The organism is Bacillus sp. FSL K6-2431 (genome assembly GCF_038005165.1).
In the GTDB taxonomy this organism is placed as follows: Bacteria; Bacillota; Bacilli; order Bacillales; family Bacillaceae; genus Bacillus; species Bacillus pumilus.
The window spans coordinates 3,223,001-3,248,121 of the sequence record NZ_JBBOSQ010000001.1; the positions used below are offsets into that span (position 1 = coordinate 3,223,001).

Here is a 25,121-nt window from a genome sequence, read left to right on the forward strand (position 1 = left end):
AAAACGGATGCAGGGGAAATCACTAATTGGAGGCACAACATGAATAAAAAAATATTAGTTGTGGATGATGAAGAATCGATTGTAACACTTCTAAGCTATAACCTCGAAAGAGCGGGCTATGATGTCGTCACAGCAAGAGACGGGGAAGAAGCACTTGAAAAAGCAGCAAGTGAACAGCCTGATCTCATTGTATTAGATTTAATGCTTCCGAAGATGGACGGCATTGAAGTGTGCAAACAACTGAGAATTCAAAAAATGATGTTCCCTATTTTAATGCTGACAGCAAAGGACGATGAATTTGATAAGGTGCTAGGTCTTGAGCTTGGGGCCGATGATTACATGACAAAGCCGTTCAGTCCTAGAGAAGTGGGTGCTCGGGTAAAAGCCATCTTGAGAAGAGCACAGCAATCTCAGCCTATCCCCACGCAAGAGGAGAAGGAAGAGATCATTGCAGATCAAATCAAAATTGGTGAACTGCGTATTTTACCAGAACACTACGAAGTCTATTTCCAGGAAGAACGTCTAGAGCTAACGCCAAAAGAATTTGAACTGCTGCTTTATTTGGCGAAGCATAAAGGACGTGTCCTCACGCGTGATTTATTGCTAAGTGCCGTTTGGAATTATGACTTTGCAGGTGACACTCGTATTGTGGATGTCCATATTAGTCACTTGCGGGACAAAATTGAAAAGAACACAAAAAAACCAACATACATTAAAACGATTCGCGGCTTAGGCTACAAATTGGAGGAGCCAAAGTCAAATGAGTAAAATTAGAACCCGTCTGTTTTCGGGACTCATTTTTCTCCTTTTTATTGTGTTTGTGGCACTTGGTCTTTTCCTAGATCACATGTTCCATGTTTTCTATGAAACAAAATTAACGGAACGAATGGAAAAGGAATCGAGCTTTCTCCTGTCTTCTATGAATGGTGATGATTTAAAGGCGAAGCAAAACAAAGAGGTCCTCAATCAGGCAAAGCAGCATTTTGATATGAATGCGTCGATTGTGGATTTAAAGGGGAAGATCATACATACAACGGGTCAAGCAGAACAAAAGGCCGTCATTCAAAACACACTAAACAATGAACGTCTCCAAACAAAAGGGGTCGTTATTGACGATGAGAAGGATGCGCTTTTCCATTATGCTGTCCCGATCTTAAAACAAAACGAACCGGCGGGTTATTTATTTCTCCATGCGTCATACGAGCCTTTAAATGAAATTGACGGCCAGCTTTGGCTTGCCCTAGCCTTTTGTCTTGGCTCGGCGATTATCATTATCGTTTTCTTTGGGTACCGCATGTCGATGAAATATGTGAAACCAATTGATTATGCGACAAAGGTAGCTAAACAGCTAGAACGCGGGAACTATGATACGAATAATTATGAAGAGCTGATGATTGAAACAAGTGAACTGAATACTTCCATGAAGCGTTTGGCAGAAAGTCTTCAAGAAATGACAAGTGCTGGTGAAATGCAGAGAGACCGGCTGCAAACGGTCATTGAAAATATTGGAGCGGGGATTATATTGATTGATAAGATGGGGTATATCCACCTCGTCAATCGAACCTTCCGCAAGCAGTTTAAGGTGCAAAAGCACATTTACATGCACAAGCTTTATCATGAAGCGTTTACCCATGAAGAGATTATCGAATTAATTGACGAAATTTTCATGACAGAAACGAAGGTGCGGAAGTTTTTACGTCTAGCCGTTGACATTGAACGACGCTACTTCCAAGTGGATGGTGTACCCATTTTAAGTACAGACGATGAATGGAAAGGAATTGTCCTCGTGTTTCATGACGTGACAGAAACGAAGCAGCTGGAGCAGATGCGAAAAGACTTTGTTGCCAATGTGTCTCATGAGTTAAAAACACCGATTACGTCGATTAAAGGATTTTCTGAAACCCTTCTTGATGGCGCGATTGATGACAAAGAAGCACTGACAGAATTCCTTTCTATCATTTTAAAAGAGAGTGTCCGTCTAGAAACATTGATTCAAGACTTACTTGATCTTTCTAAAATTGAGCAGCAGCAATTCAAGCTGAATATTCAAGAAGCCAATGCGACAGAAATCATCCAAGAGATTCAAGTGCTGTTAAAACAAAAGGCTACAGAAAAAGGCATTCAATTACACGTGCGTGTCCCGAAAGAACCGGTCTATGTCATGGCAGACCCGCTAAGGTTAAAGCAAATCTTCCTCAATCTCGTTAATAATGCCCTGACCTATACACCAGAGGGAGGAAGTGTCACCATCTCAGCAAGACCGAGAAAAGGTGCCTATGAATTTGATGTAGCAGATACAGGGATCGGTATGAAGAAAAGTGAGATTCCAAGAATATTTGAGAGATTTTATCGAATTGATAAAGATAGAAGCAGGAATTCAGGCGGTACAGGTCTTGGCCTTGCCATTGTCAAACACCTTGTGGAAGCGCATGAAGGAACAATTTCTGTCCGCAGCAAACAAGGTAAAGGAACGACTTTTACAGTGAGCCTGAAATCGACATAGAGAAAAAAGGAAAGTCACGTTAAAATTTACATGATCTTTACAATGAATTCATGTTTTGTTAAACATTCATTGATAGGATGAATAGGAACCCCTTCATCCAAGGAGCCAATTTTGGAAGGACGAAAACACTTGTTGTTTTCGTCCCTTTTTTATGCAGGCTCGACTATTTTCTTTTCAAAATAAACTTTGATAAAATGAAGATACAATGTGTGAAAGAGACGGCTGAAATGCTCAGCCGATGGAGGATTAAAACATGACAGACAAAAAGAAATTAGTGTTAGTGGATGGAAACAGCCTCGCATATCGAGCCTTTTTTGCTTTGCCGCTATTATCAAATGATAAAGGCGTACATACAAATGCTATTTATGGCTTTGCGATGATTTTAATGAAAATGCTGGAGGACGAGAAGCCAACCCATATGCTCGTCGCATTTGATGCGGGAAAAACAACCTTCCGCCACGAGACATTTAAAGAATATAAAGGCGGAAGACAAAAAACCCCGCCAGAGCTATCAGAACAAATGCCATTCATCCGTGAACTATTAGATGCCTATCAGGTGAAAAGGTACGAGCTTCCTCAATATGAGGCAGATGATATTATCGGTACGTTGGCTGTCGAGGCAGAAAAAAACGGCTTTGAAGTCAAAATCTTCTCAGGAGATAAAGACTTAACACAGCTCTCAACAGATCATACGACAGTCGCTATTACGAAAAAAGGCATCACAGAAGTAGAATACTACACACCTGCTCATATTGAAGAGAAATATGGCCTGCGACCAGATCAAATCATTGATATGAAAGGGCTGATGGGAGATTCCTCAGATAATATCCCAGGCGTCCCAGGTGTAGGTGAAAAAACAGCCATTAAATTGTTAAAGCAGTTTGAAACAGTTGAGAACCTGCTTGAACATATTGATGAAGTGAGCGGGAAAAAGCTCAAAGAAAAGCTTGAAGAATATAAAGAACAAGCAGTCATGAGTAAAGAGCTGGCGACCATTCTCGTAGAAGCACCTATTGATGTGTCGAGCAAAGATCTTGCCTACGAAGGTCCACACATGGATCAAGTGATCTCTCTTTATAAAGAACTAGGCTTTCAAACCCTGCTAGAGCGTCTAGGAGAAGCACCAGAAACAGATGAACAGGTTGAAGTAGACGCATTAGAAGTGAAAAAAATGACAGCTGCAGGAGGCGACATGCTGACAGATCATGCAGCCCTTGTGGTAGAACAGCTTGGAGATAATTATCACGAAGCAGATTTGATCGGTTTTGCGATCCATAATGAAAATGGTGCGTTCTTTATGACGAAAGAAGATGCGCTTCAATCAGATGCATTTAAAGAATGGGTACAGGATGAAACGAAGAAAAAATGGGTCTTTGATTCAAAAAGAGCAGTTGTCGCTCTCAGATGGCATGATGTGGACCTAAAAGGTGTCGACAATGATGTTCTGCTCGCTTCCTACGTCGTCAACCCGCAGAAATCATACGAAGACGTCGCAAGTGTAGCGAAGGAATATGGTCTGAATATCGCTCTTTCTGATGAAAAAGTATACGGAAAAGGAGCAAAACAGGCGATTCCACCTGAAGATGAACTGAAAGGACATCTCGGACGAAAAGCAGCGGCGATCTCAGCCTTGCATGATTTAACACTAGAAGCATTAGAAAAAAATGATCAGCATGAACTATATGAAGATTTAGAGCTGCCGCTAGCACTCATCTTAGGCGAAATGGAATCTCTTGGAGTAAAGGTAGATATAAAGCGCCTAGAGAAAATGGGTGAAGAATTAACGAAAAAGCTCAAAGAATATGAAGAAACCATTCACCGCTTAGCAGGAGAAACGTTTAACATCAATTCTCCTAAACAGCTTGGTGTCATCCTTTTTGAAAAATTGGGTCTCCCGATTATCAAGAAGACAAAAACAGGCTATTCAACGTCTGCAGATGTGCTCGAAAAGCTTGAAGATAAGCATGAAATCATTCGATCCATTCTGCACTACAGACAAATTGGAAAGCTGCAATCGACCTATGTAGAAGGGTTAATGAAAGTAACGCGCAAGGATACCCATAAAGTGCATACAAGATTTAATCAAGCACTCACCCAAACAGGAAGATTAAGCTCAACAGATCCAAACCTTCAAAACATCCCGATTCGTTTAGAAGAAGGACGGAAGATTCGTCAAGCATTCGTTCCTTCAAAAGAAGGCTGGCTCATGTTTGCAGCTGACTATTCACAAATCGAGCTGCGTGTACTCGCTCATATTTCACAAGATGAGAATTTGATCGAAGCATTTACGAGGGACATGGACATTCACACGAAAACAGCGATGGATGTGTTCCATGTCTCAGAAGAAGAAGTGACTTCCGCTATGAGAAGACAAGCCAAGGCGGTAAATTTCGGTATTGTATACGGAATCAGCGACTATGGACTTTCTCAAAACCTTGGGATCACAAGAAAAGAAGCCGCCGCATTTATCGAGCGCTATTTAACAAGCTTTAAAGGCGTGAAAACCTATATGGAAGAAATCGTTCAGGAAGCGAAACAAAAAGGCTACGTCACGACGCTTCTTAAACGCAGACGGTATATCCCAGATATCACAAGCCGAAATTTTAATATCAAAAGCTTTGCAGAACGAACAGCCATGAACACACCGATCCAAGGCAGCGCAGCCGATATTATTAAAAAAGCGATGATTGATATGGCGCGAAGGCTCAAAGAAGAAAACCTGCAGACAAATCTTTTATTACAGGTGCACGATGAATTGATCTTTGAAGCGCCGAAAGAAGAAATCGCCATTCTTGAAAAGATTGTTCCTGAAGTCATGGAAAATGCACTTCAGCTTGATGTGCCGCTAAAAGTTGATTTTGCTTCAGGTCCATCTTGGTACGATGCGAAATAAATAATAGAGAGAAAAAGGAGCGAGGAGCATGCCGGAATTACCAGAAGTTGAAACCGTCCGGCGCACTCTCAAGCGGTTAGTCGAAGGAAAGACGATTGAAACGGTCGATATCAAATGGCCAAACATCATCAAACGTCCTGGGGAGCCGGAAGAGTTCGCAAGAAGATTGGTTGGAGAAACCATACAAACCATTGAAAGAAGAGGAAAGTTCCTCCTCTTTCATTTAGACCATTATGTGATGGTCTCCCATTTAAGGATGGAAGGGAAATATCGTGTACATGAAGCGCATGAGCCTTATGATAAACACGTACACGTCGTCTTTACGTTTACAGATGGGACGGAGCTTCGGTACCATGATGTGCGTAAATTTGGCACGATGCATTTATTTCAGCCGGGTGAAGAGGAAAGGGAACTCCCGCTATCACAGCTGGGATATGAACCATTCGATGAACAGTTTACTCCTGAGTATTTATGGGAGCAATTGAAAAAAACAACTCGCGTGGTCAAAACAGCACTGCTTGATCAAAAGATTGTCGTAGGACTTGGTAACATTTACGTAGATGAGGTCCTGTTTAAATCAGGGATTCATCCAGAAACGAAAGCGAATCAGCTCAGCCTGGAATCTTGCAAAGTGCTTCACAAACAGATCATCGATACGCTTCAGGTGGCGGTAGATGCGGGAGGAAGTACAATTCGTTCTTATATCAACTCACAAGGAGATATTGGCACATTTCAATTGCAGCTTCTTGTATATGACCGGCGGGGAGAGCCTTGCCAAACATGCGGAAGCATCATTGAGAAAACAGTAGTCGGAGGGCGCGGTACACACTTTTGTGTGACCTGCCAAAAACGTCCTCAATAAAGCTTAGCCATGAGCATGCTTCCTTTTTGCGATGCATACGATAAAAAACATTCATTTTTCAGCAAGGTGTAGACTGACACACAGCCCACCTGCTCTTCATATAGTGAAGAAGAGTCTAAGAACGCCTAGAGACTCTTGATCATCGTTGCATGAACAGAAAGGAAGAGTTCAGGTATGATTTCGATTTCGCTCCTGTTTTTAGCTATTGCAGTCAGCATCGACAGCTTTTCTGTAGGCTTTACGTATGGTCTCCGCAAAATGAGAATCCCATTTAAAGCCATCGTCATTATTGCATGCTGCTCAGGGATTGTGCTGCTCATTTCTATGCTGATTGGCAGCTTGCTGATGACATTTCTCCCTGTCTCAGTGACCGATAAACTTGGGGGAGGCATCTTAATTGCCATTGGCCTTTGGGTCCTGTATCAATTTTACAAACCAGCGAAAGAGCGTGATTTGCTTCTTCATGAAAAGACATTGCTTAATGTGGAAGTGAAATCACTTGGGCTTGTCATTCACATTTTAAGAAAGCCGACAAGTGCAGATATAGACCGATCTGGGACGATTAATGGAATAGAAGCGGTACTTCTTGGAATTGCTTTATCCATTGATGCATTTGGCGCAGGGATTGGCGCAGCGATACTAGGCTTTTCTCCAATTGTCATGAGTATCACGGTCGCAGTGATGAGCTCACTTTTTGTCTGTATCGGTCTGCGTGCCGGTCATTACTTGGCAAATTGGCGCTGGATCGATAAACTCGCATGCTTACCAGGGCTTCTGCTCATATTAATTGGGGTTTGGAAGCTGTAAAAGGAGGAAATCAATTGACGCTTGTCATTGGATTAACCGGCGGGATTGCTAGCGGAAAAAGCACAGTCTCGCAGATGATAAAAGAGCAGGGCATCCGGGTTGTGGACGCAGATGTGATTGCAAAAGAAGCGGTCGCCAAAGGAACACCCGCCCTTCATCATATCGTTCAAACCTTTGGTGAGGGTGTCCTCCTGCCAAATGGAGAGCTAGACCGGCAGCAGCTGGGAGCCATTATTTTTTCTAATGAAGAGAAAAGAAAGCAGCTAAATGCGATCGTTCACCCAGAAGTGCGAAAGGAAATGCTCAGGCAGCGAGATGAAGGAATCGACAGCCGAGAAACATTCGTTGTCCTGGATATCCCGCTTTTATTTGAGAGTCAGCTGGAAAGTCTCGTCGATCGCATTATTGTGGTGTATACAACACCAGAATTACAGCTATCACGACTCATGAATCGAAACGACCTTAGCGCGGAAGAAGCGCTGAATCGGATTCACTCTCAGCAGCCTCTTGAAGAAAAATGTAAGAAAGCAGACCGGGTGATAGAAAATACACAAGATCTTGCTTTTATTAGAAAGCAATTGCAGAACATATTAAATGAATGGGAACATACTGATAAGTAAGAGTACATACACGTACTCTTCTTTTTTTATGCTTTTATATTTCTCATGAAAAGAACAGCCCTTTTTAGAAAATATACGTTTATATACTGGCAATTACAATCTAATGTGATATACTAATTTCATAAATAAATTTATTGAGTATAACACATAATAGAGGAGTGACCTGTTCATGAAGGTAAAAGCAGCGATCAATGGGTTTGGCAGAATTGGACGCATGGTCTTCAGAAAAGCAATGCTTGATGATCAAATTCAAATTGTAGCGGTGAACGCAAGCTATCCTGCCGAAACGCTAGCACATTTAATTAAATATGATACAAATCATGGACGTTACGAATGCGATGTGACAGCAGAAGATGACGCACTGATTGTAAATGGGAAAAGAGTGCTTTTGCTCAATAACAGAGACCCAAAGCAGCTTCCGTGGGGAGAGCTTGGGATTGATATCGTCATAGAAGCAACCGGAAAATTTAATTCAAAAGATCAAGCGATGGGCCATATAGATGCCGGAGCGAAAAAGGTCGTACTTACAGCTCCAGGTAAAAATGAAGACATTACAATTGTGATGGGTGTCAATGAGGATGATCTTGATCCTGAAAAGCACGTCGTTATTTCAAACGCATCTTGTACAACAAACTGTTTAGCACCAGTTGTCAAATTGTTAGATGATGAATTCGGTATCGACAACGGTTTAATGACAACGGTTCATGCGTATACAAATGATCAAAAAAATATCGATAACCCGCATAAGGATTTGCGCCGGGCAAGAGCATGTGCCCAGTCCATTATTCCAACGACGACGGGTGCCGCTAAAGCGCTTTCTTTAGTGCTACCGCACATGAAAGGGAAATTGCATGGACTTGCACTTCGCGTGCCAGTTTCCAATGTATCGATGGTTGATCTTGTTGTCGACTTGAAAAAAGATGTCACAGCAGAAGAAGTCAATGCAGCCTTCTCAAATGCATCAAAAACTTCTCTTTCCGGTATTTTAGATTACACGGATGAGCCGCTTGTTTCTACAGACTTTAATACGAACCCTTATTCAGCTGTCGTAGATGGACTGACAACGATGGTGATGGGGGATAGAAAAGTAAAAGTTCTTGCATGGTATGACAATGAATGGGGTTATTCATGCAGAGTGGTGGATCTTGTGAAGTTTGTCGGATCGCAGATGAAAGAGCTTTCTGCTGTTTGAAATGAAGAAGACGAACGTCCCTTTTCAAGGAATGAGAGAAAATCCCATTGAAAACACAGCTTGCAAAATGGGTCTAAACAAAGTATACTATTTTTCGTGAACTTCTTGTTCGCAGACTCATTCGGGTATACTTAAAGGGTTAGGACCTCTTTGGACTAACTTTCCCCCGTGGTATATGTCCGGTCCGGCTGCTTAGAACTTCACTCTTTCATTCTTGTTTAAGGGGGGTCCATGATGGAAACAATCGGACGTCACGTTATCTCCGAGCTATGGGGATGCGACTGTGATAAACTGAACGACATGGATTTTATTGAAAAAACGTTTGTAAATGCAGCTTTGAAATCAGGAGCTGAAGTAAGAGAGGTTGCTTTTCACAAATTTGCACCTCAAGGAGTAAGTGGAGTTGTCATTATTTCTGAATCTCATCTGACAATTCACAGCTTTCCTGAACATGGTTATGCGAGCATAGATGTTTATACTTGCGGCGACCTAGATCCGAATATCGCAGCAGATCATATCGGAGATGAATTAGGTGCTGAAACAAGAGAAAACATTGAAATTCCTCGAGGCATGGGACCTGTACAAGTGAAACAGGCGCAAGCCAAAGCACTATAAACATAAAAAAAGATCGCAATGGGAGCTGGCCAAAAGCATTGAAATGCCTTTGTGTTATGCTCCTTTTTATATTTGTTTGATAGAGAAAATCCAACATTCCCCAACTCGCCTATACTTTTGTTCTAGGAAAACAAAGGTTTTTTTTATAAAATAAAGAAGAGGCATTATGGCAAAGGGGATACGTAGATGATTTTAGGACAAAAGTTCAAACGGTTCATGTCAAACCATACAGAAACATCTGACGAGCATCCAGTGTCAGAACTGAAAAGCCATTACTACAAATCGACGAATGCGCAAGTTTTTCAAGCGGTGGAAGCCATGCTTTCTGGGCACGCTTCCTATCAAGTAACATCTGTTTCAGCAGAACGAGGTGAAATCAGCGCAAACATCAGTATGCCGAAAAAAGCCTTTCTCGTAGCGACTGTCATTTCAATTCGTCCTTTTGAAACAGCTGTCGATTTTAATGTGACAACAGAAACAGCCTTGCCAACAGATTTTGGCTATAGTGAGAAAACGGTTTTTTCCCTTTATGATGAACTAGACAAACAACTTCCAAGAATAGATCGGAGCTGATGAAATGAAATGTCCCACATGTCAGCACCTTGGCACAAGGGTGCTTGATTCAAGACCAGTAGATGAAGGGAAATCCATCCGTCGTAGAAGAGAGTGCGAAAGCTGCCAATATCGCTTTACGACGTTTGAGAAATTAGAAGAATTACCACTGATTGTGGTGAAAAAAGAAGGAATTCGAGAAGAATTCAGCCGCGAAAAGATGCTGAGAGGACTCATAAAAGCATGTGAAAAGCGACCTGTTGCTTTAAAGCAGCTGGAGGATGTCTGCTTTAATATTGAAAAAGAACTGCGTAATCAAGGTATGTCAGAAGTGAAAAGTGAGCTTGTAGGTGAAATGGTGATGGACGAGCTGGCAAAAATTGATGAAGTGTCTTACGTCAGGTTTGCCTCCGTTTACCGGCAGTTTAAAGATATCAACGTCTTTATTGATGAATTAAAAGATTTATTAAAGAAAGAACGCTAAAAAAGAGCTGAAGATTCTTCATGCTCTTTTTCCTGCGTAAAGCGTAAAACGCAAAAAGGGTGTACAATAGAAACAATTGCAATTCATGGGGAGGATCAGCATATGACAGAGCATTGGAAGGAAGTGCTAGCCGTCGATCCGTATGTCGTCAAAAGCGCTTCATTGCTCGGTGACATCGATAGACAGCTCATCACTCTTTTATATCAGCCGCTTATAGGCATGTCCGCTTTCAGCTTATATATGACGCTGTGGGGAGAGCTGGAACAAAATCGTATGTGGGGGAAACCCGCACCTCATCGGCAGCTCATGGTCATGCTGCAAACGAATTTGAATGATATTTTTGAGGAACGTTTAAAGCTTGAAGCGATTGGTTTACTCCGCACATATGAACAGGAAACGGAAGAAGGCAGACTGTTTACATATGAGCTTGTGCCGCCGTTAAGACCAGATGAGTTTTTCCAAGATGGTATGCTGAATGTTCTGCTGTACCATCGTGTAGAGAAAGCGAAATATATGCAGCTTCGTGATTATTTCTCATATCCCGGTGTTCCGGCAGAGGCAAAGAACATCTCGCGGTCGTTTGAAGAAGTTTTTCACGTATTGCAGCCAGGTGAACGCAGGATGACAGAAGAAATCAATCAGGCGTCATCACTTGATCAGGGCTATGAATATGTGACCGTTGGATCGAGTCAGCCGGCTCCTCTCTCAGACGAATCCTTTGATTTCGATTTATTGTTAGCAGGCATGTCTGATATGATGATTCCAAGAAAGGCTTTGACAAAGCAGGTGAAAGAAACCATTAAGAAGTTAGCCGTTGTATACGGCATCACCCCGCTTCAAATGCAAAATATTGTAGCAGGCGCCTGTGGTTCGGATCAAATGATCTCAACAGAAGAGCTGAGAAAAGCGGCAAGAGACTGGTACCAAATTGAATACAGAGGCGAGCAGCCAAAACTCATTGATCAAAAACAGCCGAGACACTTGCGTCAAGATGCTTCAAAAGCGCCAGTGGCAGATACGCCGGATGCCAAATTGATTGAAAAGCTTGATCATATTTCGCCTAGGGAGCTGCTAAAAGATATGGCTGACGGCATTGAGCCAACATATGCCGACTTAAGAATTGTCGAAGATATTATGCTTGAGCAACAGCTAGAGCCAGGTGTCATGAACGTTTTGATCTACTATACATTACTGAAAACAGATATGAAGCTGTCGAAAACATATATGCAAAAAATCGCCGCTCATTGGGTGAGAAAGAAAATTAAAACCGTAGCGGCGGCCATGAAAATGGCCAAAGAAGAGAACAGGCAAATGACAGAGTGGGCGCAGCAGAAAAAGCAGCGTAGCACATACGGATCAGGGAAAGTTGTCCGTGAAGAGAAGCTTCCTGATTGGATGAAAGAAACCGAAACGAAAGAACAGCCTGCAAAAGAACAAACAGACAGCCTGTCGACAGAAGACCTCGAACGAGAAAAAGAAAAACTGTTAGATCAGTTTAAAAATATGAAAAAGTACAATGCACATTAAGATGAGGTGAGATGAGGATGAAACCGATCGGTCGTTCATTTGAACAGCTAAAAGGGCGCGTAGATTTTCGTGTGAGATACAATCAGATTAAAGAGAGTGTGTTATCTGATGAAGATGTAAAAGCCTTTTTACAGGAGCACCAAGAAGACATACACGAAGACATGATCAATCGCAGCTTGAACCGGCTTTTTGAATATGTGCAGCAGTCGAAGGGCTGTTCATATTGCTTAGATGAAGAGAACGTCAATGCGATTTTAGACGGTTATCACCCGAAGCTTGTGATCAAAGGTCAGAGTATTGATATTGAATATTCCCCTTGTCCAGTCAAGCTGCGGCTCGATAGACAGAAAAAACAGCAAGAGCTCATGAAAAGCATGTACATTCCGCAAAATGTTCTTCAAGCGACGTTCGCTGATTTGAACGTTGTGGGAAGACAGGAAGTCATTCAAAAAGTAGGGCAATTCCTGCAAAGCTATGATGAGACGGGCAAAGGGAAGGGCTTATATTTACACGGAAAGTTTGGAGTAGGAAAAACGTATATTCTGGCAGCCATTGCGCAGCAGTTAGCGGAGAAGGAATACCCATCTCTCCTTGTGTACGTGCCTGAATTTGTGAGAGAGCTAAAAAATTCGTTAGCCGATCATACACTAGAATCAAAACTGAACATGGTCAAATCCACCCCTATTTTAATGCTTGATGATATTGGGGCAGAGTCGATGACAAGCTGGGTTCGAGATGAACTACTCGGAACGATTTTACAATACCGTATGGCAGAGCAGCTGCCGACTTTCTTCTCTTCTAATTTCTCACCAAGTGAACTGAAGCATCACTTTACGTACTCACAGCGCGGGGAAAAAGAAGAGGTCAAAGCCGCTCGTTTAATGGAACGGATTCTCTATTTAGCAGAGGCAGTCTTGCTCGAAGGAGAAAACCGCCGTCATTTATAAAAGCGTCTATCACCTGAAGGAGGAGCAAATGAAATGAACAAAAGAAAATGGCTGCTTTTTCTCGTGATTGCAGGTCTCGCTGTTTTACTTTGGTGGCTGAACAAACAGCATCTTCAGCTGGCGCCAAAAGATGTGAAAAATTGGGTGCTTCAATTTGGGATGCTGGCACCCTTTGTTTTTCTTTTCTTATCTCTTTTTCGCCCGTTTGTTCTCGTCCCTATTACGGTTTTTTCGCTGGCAGCAGGTTTGGCATTTGGCAGTGTTCTTGGGACGATTTATGCCCTCGTTGGTGCTACCGCCGGAGCAACATGCTCCTTCCTGCTTGCCACAACCTTTCGTGCAAAAAAGAAGGAAACACAATCAAGCAGCCGGAAGCTGAAAGCGGTGACGTCCCGCATTCAGGAGCATGGGTTTCTTTACATTTTGTTATTGCGAATTGCCCCAATCCATTTTGACTTTGTCAGCTATGCGGCAGCAGCTTCACGTGCAAATTATCGTGCATTTACGGCAGCTACCTTTTTAGGCTTAATACCGGGTACAGTTGCATTAAATGTCCTTGGCTCAAGCTTTGTCAGTGGCAATTATGCCGCTTTAGCAATCGTTTGTTTGATTTATCTAATCTTTATCTCAGTTCCGCTCATTTTAAAAAGAAAGATGCCTGATTTATTTTAGGCGTCTATTTTTTATGTTCTCCCCATATATATGTAACAGATGTCGTTAGGGGGGACAAACATGCTTGAAATAATCTTTGAAGATGAATATGATACCGCCGCTTTTTTACATCTTGCTGAACACTTGGACAGTCGGCATCACATGTCAATTCAACAAGGGAAAGACCGGCTTCTCATAGAGGCGAAGGAATCAAAGGAAGGACTTGAGTCCATTGTGCGGCCATTACTGGTTCACTTTTTTTTGGAATGCAAAGAAAATGAGCGCATGCGCAGCATTCTTGAAAACACGTATCTATTTAAAGATCCTGAAGAGCAGCACCAAATTCTTTCAATTGCCCACAGCATCATGAACGGGGATTTAGATGATATTCCCGGCATTCATCAAGAACCGTCAAGAGAAGCCCTGTTAACAAAGGAGCTCGAGACGATTTCTTTACAGCATGGTATTTTTTCAATTGGTTCATTTATGACATTCAGACTGTCAGAGTATGACAGGAGGCTGAAGAACTATGTTGAAGTCTCCATTGAAGAATACAAAATGGAACAAGAATATCAAAACTTCATTCAATCGCTTCGAGACTATGTGATGGCAAAAGAACCGAAGCTCGAAAAAGTACATGTTGTGCATCAGGATCGCCTGATGATTTGGGAATTTCGGTACGCTTCTGAGCGTGATCAAAAACAATACATAGACAGACAGTTTGTAAGAGAGCATCCAATGTATATTGATTCGCAGCTGATTGCACCACTCGTATCCATAGCGCCCAAAAAGATTGACCTGTTTACAAATGATACAGGTCACTCGATGGTACAGACCATTCAAAATATTTTTCAAGAAAGGGTCGAGGTATTCCCGGCTCATTCATTTCAAGAACACAATGTTCAATTTGTCCATGACCATTTGGAACAGAAAAGTGAAAAGCTTTCTTGATTTTCACGAAAAAACGTTTTATAATACGGTGTAACTTCATACAAAGACCGTATTGATAAGGACATGAACAAATGAACACCCGCTTAAAGAGAGGGAAGCCGCGGCTGAAAGCTTCCTAGCAGAGGACCATTTGCTTTACCACCTTTGAACATCAGCTGTGAACGTTTTAGTAATGGCTGACGGGAATTCCCGTTATCGAACCACAAGCCGTGTTTGCTTATGAAAAAGTAAGCTGCAAATACGGGAAAAAGGGTGGAACCACGATTCCGTTTTATTCAACCTCGTCCCTTTCCAGGGGGCGGGGTTTTTATATTGCCAAAAAAAGGAGTGACCAGAGATGTCAGAACAAATTCAACTTACATTTCCAGATGGAGCAGTCAAGGAGTTTGACAACACAGCTACAACAGAAGACATCGCGGCATCAATTAGCCCAGGCCTAAAGAAAAAAGCGCTTGCCGGTAAATTGAACGGCAAAGAAATAGATCTGCGTACGCCGCTACTAGAAAGTGGAACAATTGAGATCATCACAGATAAAAGTGATGAAGCACTCGACATTATGCGCCACAGCACAGCTCATTTGCTAGCACAGGCAATCAAACGCCTGTATGGAAAAGAGCATCACGTTCAGTTTGGCGTAGGTCCTGTGATTGAAAATGGCTTCTACTACGATGTGGACATCGATGTTGCCATCACACCGGAAGATTTACCAAAGATTGAAAAAGAAATGAAAAAAATCATTAACAGCAATCTGCCAATCGAGCGAATTGAAGTATCAAGAGAAGAAGCGAAAAAACGCTTTGAAGCGATTGGTGATCAATTAAAGCTTGAGCTGTTAGAGGCGATTCCAGAAGGTGAAGCTGTCACGATTTATGAGCAGGGTGAATTCTTTGATCTCTGCCGCGGCATTCACTTGCCGTCAACAGGGAAAATCAAAGAGTTTAAACTGTTAAGCCTTGCAGGTGCATACTGGAGAGGTGACAGCAACAATCAAATGCTTCAGCGTATTTACGGTACAGCTTTCTTCAGCAAAGATGATCTAAATGAGCATCTACGCCTGCTTGAAGAAGCGAAAGAACGCGATCACCGTAAACTAGGAAAAGAGCTGAAACTGTTCGCGAACTCTCAAAAGGTAGGTCAAGGTCTACCGCTTTGGCTGCCAAAAGGCGCAACGATCCGCCGCGTTATTGAGCGTTACATTGTCGATAAAGAAGTACGCCTTGGTTATGAGCATGTGTATACACCAGTTCTTGCAAATGTTGAATTGTATAAAACATCAGGGCACTGGGCGCATTATCAAGAAGACATGTTCCCTGTGATGGAAATGGACAACGAAGATCTTGTTCTTCGTCCGATGAACTGTCCTCACCATATGATGATTTACAAAAACGAGCCGCATAGCTATCGCGAATTGCCAATTCGTATTGCAGAGCTTGGTACAATGCACCGTTATGAAATGTCAGGTGCTTTATCCGGCCTTCAGCGTGTTCGCGGTATGACATTAAACGATGCCCATATCTTTGTACGTCCAGATCAAATCAAAGACGAATTCATTCGTACAGTTCGCCTAATTGAAGAAGTGTATCAAGACTTTGGCTTGAATGACTACACATTCCGCTTATCTTACCGTGATCCAGAAGATACTGAGAAGTATTTCGACGATGATGCCATGTGGAATAAAGCGCAATCGATGCTAAAGGATGCAATGGACGAGCTTGGTCATGACTATTATGAGGCAGAAGGCGAAGCGGCATTTTATGGTCCGAAGCTTGACGTTCAAGTGAAGACAGCTCTTGGAAAAGAAGAGACACTGTCTACTGTACAGCTTGATTTCTTACTTCCAGAGCGCTTCGATCTCACATATATCGGAGAAGATGGCAAGCACCATCGTCCAGTCGTGATTCATAGAGGTGTTGTTTCTACAATGGAGCGTTTTGTTGCCTTCTTAATTGAAGAATACAAAGGAGCCCTACCAACTTGGCTGGCACCTGTACAATTCCAAGTCATCCCGGTTTCACCTTCTGTCCATTTAGACTATGCGAAAAAAGTACAAGAACGTTTGCAGCTTGAAGGTCTTCGCGTAGAGCTTGACAGCCGTGATGAAAAAATCGGATACAAAATTAGAGAAGCGCAAATGCAAAAGATTCCGTACATGCTAGTCGTCGGAGATCAAGAAGCAGAAAATGGCGCAGTCAATGTAAGAAAATACGGAGAGCAAGATTCAGAAACAATGGATCTTGAAGCCTTTGTGAAACATGCAGTAGCAGAAGCGAAAAAATAATCTTTTTCAAGCGAAGCAGTCAGTGATCTTTCTCCTTAGATCACTGGCTTTTTCTTTTCGGGAAAAATTCTCCACTAGTGATCCAGTCCCTTGAATGATACGTTTAGATAGTATGAAAGTATGGGTAAGTATGTACTATTGGTTCGAGTTAAATTGGGGGTATGAAAGCGATGATGAAAACAACAAACACTTTATCATCACAAGTATTGGAGCGATCAGCAGTACTTCGTGCATTGGAACACTCACTGGCGATGATTGAATTTGATGTGACAGGTGAAGTGCTATGGGTCAATGATATTTTTGCAAAAGCCATGGGATATTCAAAGCAAGAGATGATTGGTTTAAAACATAGACAGTTTTGTCCTCCTCATATTGCAGAACACGCAAGCTATCAAATGTTTTGGAAGCGTTTGAAAGCGGGGCAAGTCTTTCAGGAAAAGGTGCAGCGGACGACGAAGAATGGTGACAATTTATGGCTTGAAGCGACATATACACCTGTCCGCAATGAAGAGGAACGCGTAGTGGGTGTTGTGAAAGTCGCAACAGACATAACAGAAAGAGAAAGCACGATGAAACAGGTCGTAGGCGATTTAAAGGACATGTCTGCGAAATTAATGGAGCGAGCAGAAGTGGGCATCCAGCATAGTCAAAGAGTCAATGTCTCCTTTGATCATATAGCAAACGAAACAGATCAAAATATGAGCTTACTAGAAGGATTAACAGAGCAGGTAGAGTCCATCAGCTTCATCGCTACAACGATTAACAGCATTTCCTCACAAACCCAGCTCCTTGCATTAAATGCGGCGATCGAAGCAGCCCATGCAGGTTCCTATGGAAATGGCTTTAGTGTAGTGGCGGCAGAAATTCGAAAGCTTGCAACTGATGCAAAAGAAGCGATCGTCAAAGTAGATCAATATGTAAAGGCGATTCATGCGGAAGTAGAGAAGGTCAGCAGCGGAACGAGCCGGGCCAAGACAACGGTGTTTACAAATCGCGATCTTGTAAAGCAGGCAAGCGAGGAATTTATGAATGTAGGAGAAGCAGCCCGCAGCTTAGACAAGCAAGCGCAAAGTCTAGCGGGAATTGTGTAGTTTGAGCACACAAAAAACACCCAATCTCGTTAGGAGAAGGGTGTTTTCTCGTTTGTTCTATTTTAATATATCAAACAATTCATATAAGTCTTTGATTTCATAATCGGGCGTTACATCTGTTTCATTCTTTTTGCCATGTCGATTGATCCAAACGGTTTGAATCCCGGCTCGAGATGCCCCAAGAATATCTGTTTTTGGATTATCTCCCACCATGATCACATCGTCTTTTGTTAGATTTAACAGCTGAAGGCAGTGCTCAAAGATGCCAGGGTCAGGTTTGCCTTTCCCGTAATCTCCTGAAATGACAATTTCATTAAAATAAGGTGCAAGCTCAGGAACACCGGCCAGTTTTTCCTTTTGAAGACTAGGATCTCCGTTTGTTAAAAGGAGCAATTCATAGCTGCCTTTCAGACGGTCTAAAACAGGGTACGTTTCTTCATAGACAAATGGGCGTTTTCTCCGCTCTGCTGCAAAGAAATCAGCCAAATATTGTCCAAATGCCTCATCGTCAATTCCTGCTTCTTTTAAGCCATTGGTCCAAGCGTTCTTGCGATACTCTGGTGCAAGGGCATTCAATTTTTGAAAGCCTTCGCTAATCGGTTCACTAAAATTGGACCACAGTCCTTCGAAAGGATTAATTCCGATCATGACAGTATAATCATATGTTTCATAGGACGAATACAGCTTTCTTGCTTCTTCACGTACAATTTGTTCAAATGTTTCTGGATTCAGTCCATATTTCTTTTCCGCTTCGCGGCATGTTTCCTGAAAAGTGGTGTGAATGCTTTTTTCATCCCAAAGCAAAGTATCATCTAAATCGAAAAATACGGCTTTCATGATCTTCTCCCTTGTTATGTATATGTTACCTTCAATTGCAAGTGACGGCTCAAGTTCATTTTACAATAGAAGATGAGGGCAATAAAGAAAAGATTTGAGAGATATTTGAACATTGACCGCACATGATAGAATAGAAAGACAGTAAATAATACATACATCAATTGAGGTGGCAGGTTTGCTTCATTTAATTATTATGATGATCGAGCGTGTTGGGATCATCGTTATTTTAGGGTTTGTGCTTGCCCATGTGAAGGGCTTTCGCAATCTATTGCTTCATAATGAAGGGTTTCGAAAAAAGGCAGTCCTTGTCTTTATTTTTGCTTCTTTTAGTATTATCAGCAATTACACAGGAATTGAAATCCAGCAGCAGATGGTCATGAATCATGAGTTTTCCTATCATCTCGGCTCGTCAAGCTCAATTGCCAATACGAGAATCATGGGAATCGAAATGGGCGGATTAATAGGAGGGCCGTTTGTTGGCATTGGCGCAGGGCTTCTAGCTGGGATTCATCGCTATTCATTAGGAGGAAGCACGGCACTCAGCTGTGCGATTTCTTCGATTTTAGCTGGTGTGATTGCAGGCTATGTCGGCAGCAGGTTTAAGCGGAAGAATCGAATGGTGACACCTCGCCAAGCCGCACTTTTTGGTGTGGCAATGGAGTCCTTGCAGATGATTATTATCCTTCTATTTACAAAGCCATTTGCTGAAGCTTGGGGGCTTGTGAGTATTATTGCCCTGCCGATGATTTTTGTGAATGGAATTGGTAGCTTTATCTTTTTATCGATTTTACAGTCAGTCATTCGGCAAGAAGAGCAGGCAAAGGCGATGCAGACACACCGTGTATTTTCAATCGCCGATCAAACGCTGCCTTTCTTCCGCCAAGGGTTAAATGAACAGTCATGTAAAAGCGTGGCGGAGATCATTCATCGATTAACAGAAACAGATGCGGTCTCCTTAACCGATACAGAAAAGATTTTAGCGCATGTTGGAGATGGGACGGATCATCATATTCCATCGAAAAGCCTCATTACAGGACTGTCGAAACAAGTATTGATGAGCGGCAAAATTATGAAGGCGCATTCGAAAGATGAAATCAATTGTTCAGTCACCCATTGCCCGCTTCAAGCGGCGATTGTGTTGCCCCTCACCTCCAATGGTCAAACGATCGGAACGTTAAAAATGTATTTCAATTCTCCGGTCGGATTAAGCAGGGTAGAGGAGGAACTTGCAGAAGGCTTGGCAATGCTGTTTTCCACACAGCTTGAGCTTGGAGAGGCAGAAACCCAAAGCCGCCTGCTAAAAGATGCAGAGATCAAAGCACTTCAAGCGCAAGTGAATCCGCACTTTTTATTTAACGCCATTAATACCATCTCTGTCTTGTGCAGAACGAACGTAGAGATGGCTAGGAAGCTGCTGCTTCAGCTGAGTATATATTTTCGATCCAATTTGCAAGGCGCCCGCCAGCTGCTCATTCCACTTCATAAAGAAATTCAGCATGTAGAAGCCTATTTGTCACTTGCACAAGCAAGGTTTCCAAATAAATACCACGTGACCTTTCAAATTGAAAAGGAGCTAGAGCAGGTGATGATTCCGCCATTTGTGCTTCAGGTGCTTGTTGAAAATGCAGTGAGACACGCATTTCCTAAACATCAAACGAGCTGTGAAGTCATCGTATCTGCTGTGATGAAAGATGGGCATGTCAATATGAAAGTGACGGATAATGGACAGGGAATCGAGAATGACAAGATGGCTCAGTTATTAAAAGCGCCTGTTGAATCCAAAGAAGGAACAGGTACGGCTCTTTTTAATTTAGATCAGCGGTTAAGAGGGATTTTTGGCAGACAAGCCGCTCTATCTATTCATAGCGGCCAAGGCACTGACATCTCATTTCGCATTCCAATGGACTATGTAAAAGAGGATGATTTTCGTTGATAAATGTATTAATCGTAGATGATGAAGTGTTAGCAAGAGACGAATTAAAATACTTATTACGCAGAACGAAAGAGGATGTTCAAATAGAGGAAGCAGAAAATATAGAATCAGCTTTTGATCGGATGGTGGATCATAAGCCGGACCTGCTCTTTTTAGACATTGATTTATCTGGTGAAAATGGATTTGATATTGCCAAAAGGCTCAACCGGATGTCTGATCCGCCAGCGATTGTATTTGCGACAGCCTTTGATCAGTATGCGCTGAAGGCGTTTGAGGTCAGTGCGCTCGATTATTTAACAAAACCATTTGATGAAGAACGGCTTTTGCAAACGATCCAAAAGTTTAAAAAGTGGAAATCTGTTGAGACGCAAGACCACCAGCTATCAGATGAGAAAATCCCCCATCAGCAAAAATTAGCCATCTCAGTCGATGATTCAATTGTCATTCTGCAAGTAGAAGAGATCATGTATGTAGGGCTTAGTGAGGGGAAAAAGGTTGTAAAAACAAAGGATCACATGTATGAGGTCACAGAACCGCTTGTGGTCATTGAAAAGAAACTCCCTGAGGCTTATTTTATGAGGGTTCATCGAAGCTATATCGTGAACACCTCTCATATGAAAGAAGTACAGCCGTGGTTTAATTCGACGTATAATCTGCATATGACAGACGGGTCGATTATTCCTGTCAGCCGCACTTACGCCAAAGAACTAAAGAAGTCGCTCCTGCTAGAGTAGGACGGCTTTTTTTATTTGTATTTCAATACTCGTTTTCTGCATTTCATTCATTGAATCCGGCGAGTTTGATTGTAAACGCTTCATTCATTTATTTCATGCCATATACTGAGGGCAGTCGAAGAAAGAGGTGAAGGGGCATGAGTGCCACTAAAGTATATGGATTTCTATCTCAAGCATTTATCTTTGCAACCGTAATGTTCGTTTCTAATCTCATTTCAATGTATTTACCAATTCCGATGCCTGCATCTGTGATCGGTCTGGTTCTATTATTTGTTTTGCTGACAACGAAAATCATCAAACTGGAGCAAGTGGAGCAATTAGGTACATCATTGACAGGGCTCATTAGCTTTCTATTTGTTCCCTCTGGTATCTCGGTTATTCAATCACTAGGTGTCATGCAAGAAGTAGGTGTGCAAGTCGTCGGTGTCATTATCATTGCAACGATTATGTTACTTGCAGCGACAGGGCTATTCACGCAGTTTCTCATGCAATTATCAGACAAACCACAGAAACGTAAAGAGACAAAGGAGAGCAAATCGACTCCTTCTCATTCTAATAAACCAGCTTCAAGTACGCATTAAAGGAGAGATGCAGGATGGGTACAAGTACGATGAGTCCTTATTTTGGTATAGTCGTCTCATTGGTCGCCTTTGGAATCGGTACATTCTTATTTAAAAAATCAAAAGGCTTCTTCTTATTTACACCACTTTTTGTCGCCATGGTGTTAGGTATTTTATTTTTGAAAATTGGCGGTTTTTCCTATGCAGATTATAATGAGGGTGGCAAGATTATCAAGTTTTTCTTAGAGCCTGCGACCATTGCTTTCGCTATTCCGCTTTATAAGCAGCGCGCATTGCTTAAAAAATATTGGTGGCAGATTTTATCCGCTATTTTTGTAGGATCACTTTGCTCCATTACAATTGTGTATATCGTAGCAAAAGGAATTCATCTTGATGCGGCTGTAATGAAAAGTATGCTCCCGCAGGCAGCGACGACAGCGATTGCTCTTCCGATTGCAAAGGATATTGGCGGAATTGCAGATATCACAGCCTTTGCGGTCATATTTAATGCAGTCATTGTGTATGCACTAGGTGCTTTCTTCTTAAAATGGTTTCGAATTAAAAATCCAGTGGCAAAAGGGCTTGCACTCGGTACATCAGGACATGCACTTGGCGTCTCTGTTGGGATTGAGATGGGTGAAGTGGAAGCGGCCATGGCAAGTATTGCTGTTGTGGTCGTAGGGGTTGTGACCGTCATCGTCATCCCAATCTTTATGCAATTGATTCTTTGATGACGTCATTGTTTTGAAAAGCCTTGCCCAATTCGTTTAATCATGCTAAAATGAAAAAGTTGTTTCAAGAGTTCGGTTACTTGACGGACAAATGAAAATTGTGTAGAATAATTAACGAATTGAATAGATATCACAAGCAGAAGCACCCGCTTCTCACCTGATTGACACGTGTTTGTAGTTGACAGGTTGACCGTACATTTATTTTTTCATGCAAATGTTCGCAGTGTGGGTGTTTTATATGCCCACACTTTTTGTTTGCCTGTAAAACATACAACGAAATGGTCAAAATGAATTGTGAACTCAATTCAAAATCTCATGGAGGTGGCTCACTATTAGCAAAGATCAATTAGTTAATGAAGGTATTCGTGCGCGTGAAGTTCGTTTGATCGGACAAAATGGCGATCAGCTGGGGATTAAAACCCGCCAGGAAGCTCTGGAAATTGCTACGAAAGCCAATCTTGACCTTGTGTTAGTTGCTGCAAATGCAAAACCACCTGTTTGCCGAATCATGGACTATGGTAAGTTCCGATTCGAACAGCAGAAGAAGGATAAAGAGGCACGTAAGAATCAAAAAATCATTAGCTTAAAAGAAGTTCGGTTGAGCCCGACAATTGATGAACATGATTTTAACACGAAGCTCCGTAATGCAATCAAATTCCTTGAAAAGGGCGATAAAGTGAAAGCTTCTATCCGCTTTAAAGGGCGTGCGATTACGCATAAAGAAATCGGACAGCGCGTGTTAGACCGTTTCTCTGAAGCTTGCGCTGAAGTAGCAACAGTAGAAACAAAACCTAAGATGGACGGACGTAGCATGTTCCTCATGCTTGCACCAAAAGTCGAAAAGTAAAGTAACAGAGGGAGGAAATATCCAATGCCAAAAATGAAAACTCACCGCGGATCTGCTAAACGTTTCAAAAAAACAGGTTCTGGTAAACTTAAACGTTCTCATGCGTACACAAGTCACCTGTTCGCTAACAAATCTACAAAGCAAAAACGTAAATTGCGTAAGAGCGCAATCGTAAGTGCTGGAGATTTCAAACGTATCAAACAACAACTTGCAAACATCAAGTAATTTGGAATAGGAATCATAGGAGGGAATTACAATGCCAAGAGTAAAAGGCGGAACTGTGTCGCGTCAGCGTCGTAAAAAGGTTCTTAAATTAGCAAAAGGTTATTTCGGTTCAAAACATAGATTATACAAAGTAGCAAACCAACAGGTGATGAAATCTGGAAACTACGCTTTCCGTGACCGTCGTCAGAAAAAACGTGACTTCCGTAAACTATGGATCACTCGTATCAATGCTGCAGCTCGTATGAACGGTCTTTCTTACAGCCGTTTAATGCATGGCCTAAAGCTTTCTGGTATCGAAGTAAACCGCAAAATGCTTGCTGACCTTGCTGTGAATGACCTAAGTGCATTCAATCAGCTTGCTGATGCTGCAAAAGCACAACTAGACAAGTAAGTCATAAGAAAGATCATTCCGTCGAGGGGTGATCTTTTTTGCTCATCATGTGAGGTGAAATGAATGAATATCGCGTTGATTGTGCTGCTGATCTTGGTAAATGGCTATGGTTTCTTTCTCATGGGAGAGGACAAGCGCCGGGCAAAAGCGCATAAATGGAGAATTTCAGAGGCGCACTTATGGAGTGCTGCCGTGCTTTTTGGGGCTGCTGGATCGTATCTAGGGATGCAGTATTTCCGTCATAAAACAAAGCATCCTGCCTTTCAAATTGGCATGCCAATGTTAATCATGGTGCAGTTGATCATATTAGGATATATCAAGTTCATCTGAAAAAGGAGCAGACGCCATCAAGACGGCGTGTCTGCTCCTTTTTTTTGTTTGATTTTTTTAATGGGCTGATCCCAATCAATTTTTGTTTGAGGATAACGTTCGATAATGTTTTCCTCCAATTTTTCAAAGTCTTCTAATGTAAATTCACTTAGCTTCTCAGGTGACTCCGTCCAAACGTAAATGGAGTGGACAAATAGAGGATGATCCTTAGAAGGAACATGCTTCTCCCCTTCAAACAAGACACCTTTATAGACGAAATTAAAATTTTTACGTGCATTTTGTTGTTCGTCCATAAAATAAAAGCCTTCTTTTAATTGTGCTTGTTTCAGCTTTCTTCTCGGATTTGAGAAGAATTTTACCGCCATGTAGAAGATGTAGACAAGCAGTGCAACAAGAGCTAGTCTAATGAGGATTACAAACATGACAGGATGCACCTCCAATACCGTTATCTGATGTACTACGAATGAAAAGGCCAAAAGGTTTCAACTTTTTTTAAAAAAATATTTCGGAAAACGAAAAAATATTCATAAAAAGATCGTATTGAACGAAAAAGGTTTTGT

General features: G+C 42.0%; 26 protein-coding genes and 2 other annotated features. Of the genes, 24 read left to right on the plus strand and 2 right to left on the minus strand.

The annotated features are described in order from the left end of the window. Positions 1-39: 39 nt before the first annotated feature. The 16 genes from MHH40_RS16275 (at position 40) to MHH40_RS16350 (ending at position 17,973) form a co-directional block, all read left to right on the plus strand. Entirely contained in the window at positions 40-768 is a 729-nt protein-coding gene (locus MHH40_RS16275; protein ID WP_340901327.1) for a response regulator transcription factor, read from the plus strand. Next, a complete protein-coding gene (pnpS, locus tag MHH40_RS16280; RefSeq protein ID WP_106029038.1) occupies positions 761-2,503 on the plus strand; it encodes a two-component system histidine kinase PnpS in 1,743 nt (580 codons plus the stop codon). The genes MHH40_RS16275 and pnpS overlap by 8 nt, the downstream gene beginning before the upstream one ends. 253 nt (positions 2,504-2,756) lie before the next feature. Continuing rightward, on the plus strand, positions 2,757-5,396 hold the full coding sequence (polA, locus tag MHH40_RS16285) for a DNA polymerase I (RefSeq protein WP_050943594.1): 2,640 nt from the start codon (positions 2,757-2,759) through the stop codon (positions 5,394-5,396). Between the two features lie 28 nt (positions 5,397-5,424). Next, a complete protein-coding gene (mutM, locus tag MHH40_RS16290) occupies positions 5,425-6,258 on the plus strand; it encodes a DNA-formamidopyrimidine glycosylase (protein ID WP_003216358.1) in 834 nt (277 codons plus the stop codon). A 174-nt stretch (positions 6,259-6,432) separates the two neighbouring features. Beyond that, positions 6,433-7,065 carry a sporulation membrane protein YtaF gene (gene ytaF / locus MHH40_RS16295; protein WP_137055320.1) on the plus strand — a complete coding sequence of 211 codons (633 nt, stop codon included), beginning with the start codon at positions 6,433-6,435 and terminating at the stop codon, positions 7,063-7,065. Between the two features lie 14 nt (positions 7,066-7,079). Then, complete coding sequence (gene coaE / locus MHH40_RS16300; protein ID WP_050943596.1) at positions 7,080-7,685, plus strand: dephospho-CoA kinase; 606 nt, start codon at positions 7,080-7,082, stop codon at positions 7,683-7,685. A gap of 169 nt (positions 7,686-7,854) precedes the next feature. Then, on the plus strand, positions 7,855-8,877 hold the full coding sequence (locus MHH40_RS16305) for a glyceraldehyde-3-phosphate dehydrogenase (RefSeq protein ID WP_003216683.1): 1,023 nt from the start codon (positions 7,855-7,857) through the stop codon (positions 8,875-8,877). Positions 8,878-9,111: 234 nt separating this feature from the next. After that, positions 9,112-9,492: an adenosylmethionine decarboxylase gene (speD, locus tag MHH40_RS16310; protein ID WP_003216492.1), complete on the plus strand. Its 381-nt coding sequence runs from the start codon at positions 9,112-9,114 to the stop codon at positions 9,490-9,492. Between the two features lie 186 nt (positions 9,493-9,678). Then, positions 9,679-10,065, plus strand: coding sequence for a hypothetical protein (locus MHH40_RS16315; RefSeq protein ID WP_003216254.1), 387 nt, complete (start codon positions 9,679-9,681; stop codon positions 10,063-10,065). A gap of 4 nt (positions 10,066-10,069) precedes the next feature. Next, entirely contained in the window at positions 10,070-10,528 is a 459-nt protein-coding gene (nrdR, locus tag MHH40_RS16320; RefSeq protein ID WP_003216720.1) for a transcriptional regulator NrdR, read from the plus strand. Between the two features lie 102 nt (positions 10,529-10,630). Continuing rightward, positions 10,631-12,055: a replication initiation and membrane attachment family protein gene (locus MHH40_RS16325; RefSeq protein ID WP_050943597.1), complete on the plus strand. Its 1,425-nt coding sequence runs from the start codon at positions 10,631-10,633 to the stop codon at positions 12,053-12,055. A gap of 17 nt (positions 12,056-12,072) precedes the next feature. Beyond that, on the plus strand, positions 12,073-13,002 hold the full coding sequence (gene dnaI / locus MHH40_RS16330; RefSeq protein WP_034620615.1) for a primosomal protein DnaI: 930 nt from the start codon (positions 12,073-12,075) through the stop codon (positions 13,000-13,002). Between the two features lie 33 nt (positions 13,003-13,035). Continuing rightward, positions 13,036-13,674: a TVP38/TMEM64 family protein gene (locus MHH40_RS16335; protein WP_003216366.1), complete on the plus strand. Its 639-nt coding sequence runs from the start codon at positions 13,036-13,038 to the stop codon at positions 13,672-13,674. Positions 13,675-13,734: 60 nt separating this feature from the next. Further along, a complete protein-coding gene (ytxC, locus tag MHH40_RS16340; protein ID WP_340901328.1) occupies positions 13,735-14,604 on the plus strand; it encodes a putative sporulation protein YtxC in 870 nt (289 codons plus the stop codon). A 43-nt stretch (positions 14,605-14,647) separates the two neighbouring features. Next, positions 14,648-14,896: a binding site (T-box leader), on the plus strand. 45 nt (positions 14,897-14,941) lie between these two features. Continuing rightward, the gene (gene thrS / locus MHH40_RS16345) at positions 14,942-16,882 is read left to right on the plus strand and encodes a threonine--tRNA ligase (protein WP_050943600.1); all 1,941 of its coding nucleotides are present in this window, start codon (positions 14,942-14,944) and stop codon (positions 16,880-16,882) included. Positions 16,883-17,052: 170 nt separating this feature from the next. Next, a complete protein-coding gene (locus tag MHH40_RS16350) occupies positions 17,053-17,973 on the plus strand; it encodes a methyl-accepting chemotaxis protein (RefSeq protein ID WP_050943601.1) in 921 nt (306 codons plus the stop codon). 57 nt (positions 17,974-18,030) lie between these two features. Here MHH40_RS16350 and MHH40_RS16355 read toward each other — a convergent pair whose 3' ends face one another. Then, positions 18,031-18,810: an HAD family hydrolase gene (locus MHH40_RS16355; RefSeq protein WP_050943602.1), complete on the minus strand. Its 780-nt coding sequence runs from the start codon at positions 18,808-18,810 to the stop codon at positions 18,031-18,033. Positions 18,811-18,985: 175 nt separating this feature from the next. Here MHH40_RS16355 and MHH40_RS16360 point away from each other — a divergent pair, with 175 nt between their 5' ends. From MHH40_RS16360 to MHH40_RS16395, 8 genes are all read left to right on the plus strand, one after another. Further along, on the plus strand, positions 18,986-20,743 hold the full coding sequence (locus tag MHH40_RS16360) for a sensor histidine kinase (RefSeq protein WP_340901329.1): 1,758 nt from the start codon (positions 18,986-18,988) through the stop codon (positions 20,741-20,743). Continuing rightward, positions 20,740-21,477, plus strand: a complete 738-nt coding sequence (locus tag MHH40_RS16365; RefSeq protein WP_044139936.1) for a LytR/AlgR family response regulator transcription factor — start codon at positions 20,740-20,742, stop codon at positions 21,475-21,477. Before MHH40_RS16360 ends, MHH40_RS16365 begins: the two co-directional genes overlap by 4 nt. Before the next feature lie 137 nt (positions 21,478-21,614). Then, a complete protein-coding gene (gene lrgA / locus MHH40_RS16370; RefSeq protein WP_050943604.1) occupies positions 21,615-22,058 on the plus strand; it encodes an antiholin-like murein hydrolase modulator LrgA in 444 nt (147 codons plus the stop codon). A 14-nt stretch (positions 22,059-22,072) separates the two neighbouring features. After that, positions 22,073-22,768, plus strand: coding sequence for an antiholin-like protein LrgB (gene lrgB / locus MHH40_RS16375; RefSeq protein WP_212046203.1), 696 nt, complete (start codon positions 22,073-22,075; stop codon positions 22,766-22,768). A 128-nt stretch (positions 22,769-22,896) separates the two neighbouring features. Further along, positions 22,897-23,028 (plus strand) — a sequence feature (ribosomal protein L20 leader region). Between the two features lie 71 nt (positions 23,029-23,099). Next, entirely contained in the window at positions 23,100-23,615 is a 516-nt protein-coding gene (infC, locus tag MHH40_RS16380; RefSeq protein WP_034620611.1) for a translation initiation factor IF-3, read from the plus strand. Positions 23,616-23,639: 24 nt separating this feature from the next. Next, the gene (gene rpmI / locus MHH40_RS16385; RefSeq protein WP_003216324.1) at positions 23,640-23,840 is read left to right on the plus strand and encodes a 50S ribosomal protein L35; all 201 of its coding nucleotides are present in this window, start codon (positions 23,640-23,642) and stop codon (positions 23,838-23,840) included. A gap of 31 nt (positions 23,841-23,871) precedes the next feature. Beyond that, entirely contained in the window at positions 23,872-24,231 is a 360-nt protein-coding gene (gene rplT / locus MHH40_RS16390; protein ID WP_003216409.1) for a 50S ribosomal protein L20, read from the plus strand. 63 nt (positions 24,232-24,294) lie between these two features. Next, entirely contained in the window at positions 24,295-24,561 is a 267-nt protein-coding gene (locus MHH40_RS16395) for a DUF1294 domain-containing protein (protein ID WP_212046202.1), read from the plus strand. A gap of 17 nt (positions 24,562-24,578) precedes the next feature. Here the strand turns inward: MHH40_RS16395 and MHH40_RS16400 are convergent, their stop codons facing one another. Next, on the minus strand, positions 24,579-24,983 hold the full coding sequence (locus MHH40_RS16400; RefSeq protein WP_003216690.1) for a hypothetical protein: 405 nt from the start codon (positions 24,981-24,983) through the stop codon (positions 24,579-24,581). Between the last annotated feature and the right edge of the window lie 138 nt (positions 24,984-25,121).

Coding starts and splice junctions, on each gene's coding strand:
- MHH40_RS16325 (WP_050943597.1), top strand. CDS start 10,631: ATGACAGAGCATTGGAAGGAAGTGCTAGCCGTCGATCCGTATGTCGTC.
- mutM (WP_003216358.1), top strand. CDS start 5,425: ATGCCGGAATTACCAGAAGTTGAAACCGTCCGGCGCACTCTCAAGCGG.
- rplT (WP_003216409.1), top strand. CDS start 23,872: ATGCCAAGAGTAAAAGGCGGAACTGTGTCGCGTCAGCGTCGTAAAAAG.
- ytaF (WP_137055320.1), top strand. CDS start 6,433: ATGATTTCGATTTCGCTCCTGTTTTTAGCTATTGCAGTCAGCATCGAC.
- pnpS (WP_106029038.1), top strand. CDS start 761: ATGAGTAAAATTAGAACCCGTCTGTTTTCGGGACTCATTTTTCTCCTT.
- MHH40_RS16400 (WP_003216690.1), bottom strand. CDS start 24,983: ATGTTTGTAATCCTCATTAGACTAGCTCTTGTTGCACTGCTTGTCTAC.
- lrgB (WP_212046203.1), top strand. CDS start 22,073: ATGGGTACAAGTACGATGAGTCCTTATTTTGGTATAGTCGTCTCATTG.
- MHH40_RS16395 (WP_212046202.1), top strand. CDS start 24,295: ATGAATATCGCGTTGATTGTGCTGCTGATCTTGGTAAATGGCTATGGT.
- lrgA (WP_050943604.1), top strand. CDS start 21,615: ATGAGTGCCACTAAAGTATATGGATTTCTATCTCAAGCATTTATCTTT.
- dnaI (WP_034620615.1), top strand. CDS start 12,073: ATGAAACCGATCGGTCGTTCATTTGAACAGCTAAAAGGGCGCGTAGAT.
- rpmI (WP_003216324.1), top strand. CDS start 23,640: ATGCCAAAAATGAAAACTCACCGCGGATCTGCTAAACGTTTCAAAAAA.
- polA (WP_050943594.1), top strand. CDS start 2,757: ATGACAGACAAAAAGAAATTAGTGTTAGTGGATGGAAACAGCCTCGCA.
- MHH40_RS16315 (WP_003216254.1), top strand. CDS start 9,679: ATGATTTTAGGACAAAAGTTCAAACGGTTCATGTCAAACCATACAGAA.
- MHH40_RS16275 (WP_340901327.1), top strand. CDS start 40: ATGAATAAAAAAATATTAGTTGTGGATGATGAAGAATCGATTGTAACA.
- MHH40_RS16355 (WP_050943602.1), bottom strand. CDS start 18,810: ATGAAAGCCGTATTTTTCGATTTAGATGATACTTTGCTTTGGGATGAA.
- MHH40_RS16335 (WP_003216366.1), top strand. CDS start 13,036: ATGAACAAAAGAAAATGGCTGCTTTTTCTCGTGATTGCAGGTCTCGCT.
- nrdR (WP_003216720.1), top strand. CDS start 10,070: ATGAAATGTCCCACATGTCAGCACCTTGGCACAAGGGTGCTTGATTCA.
- ytxC (WP_340901328.1), top strand. CDS start 13,735: ATGCTTGAAATAATCTTTGAAGATGAATATGATACCGCCGCTTTTTTA.
- MHH40_RS16305 (WP_003216683.1), top strand. CDS start 7,855: ATGAAGGTAAAAGCAGCGATCAATGGGTTTGGCAGAATTGGACGCATG.
- speD (WP_003216492.1), top strand. CDS start 9,112: ATGGAAACAATCGGACGTCACGTTATCTCCGAGCTATGGGGATGCGAC.
- MHH40_RS16350 (WP_050943601.1), top strand. CDS start 17,053: ATGATGAAAACAACAAACACTTTATCATCACAAGTATTGGAGCGATCA.
- thrS (WP_050943600.1), top strand. CDS start 14,942: ATGTCAGAACAAATTCAACTTACATTTCCAGATGGAGCAGTCAAGGAG.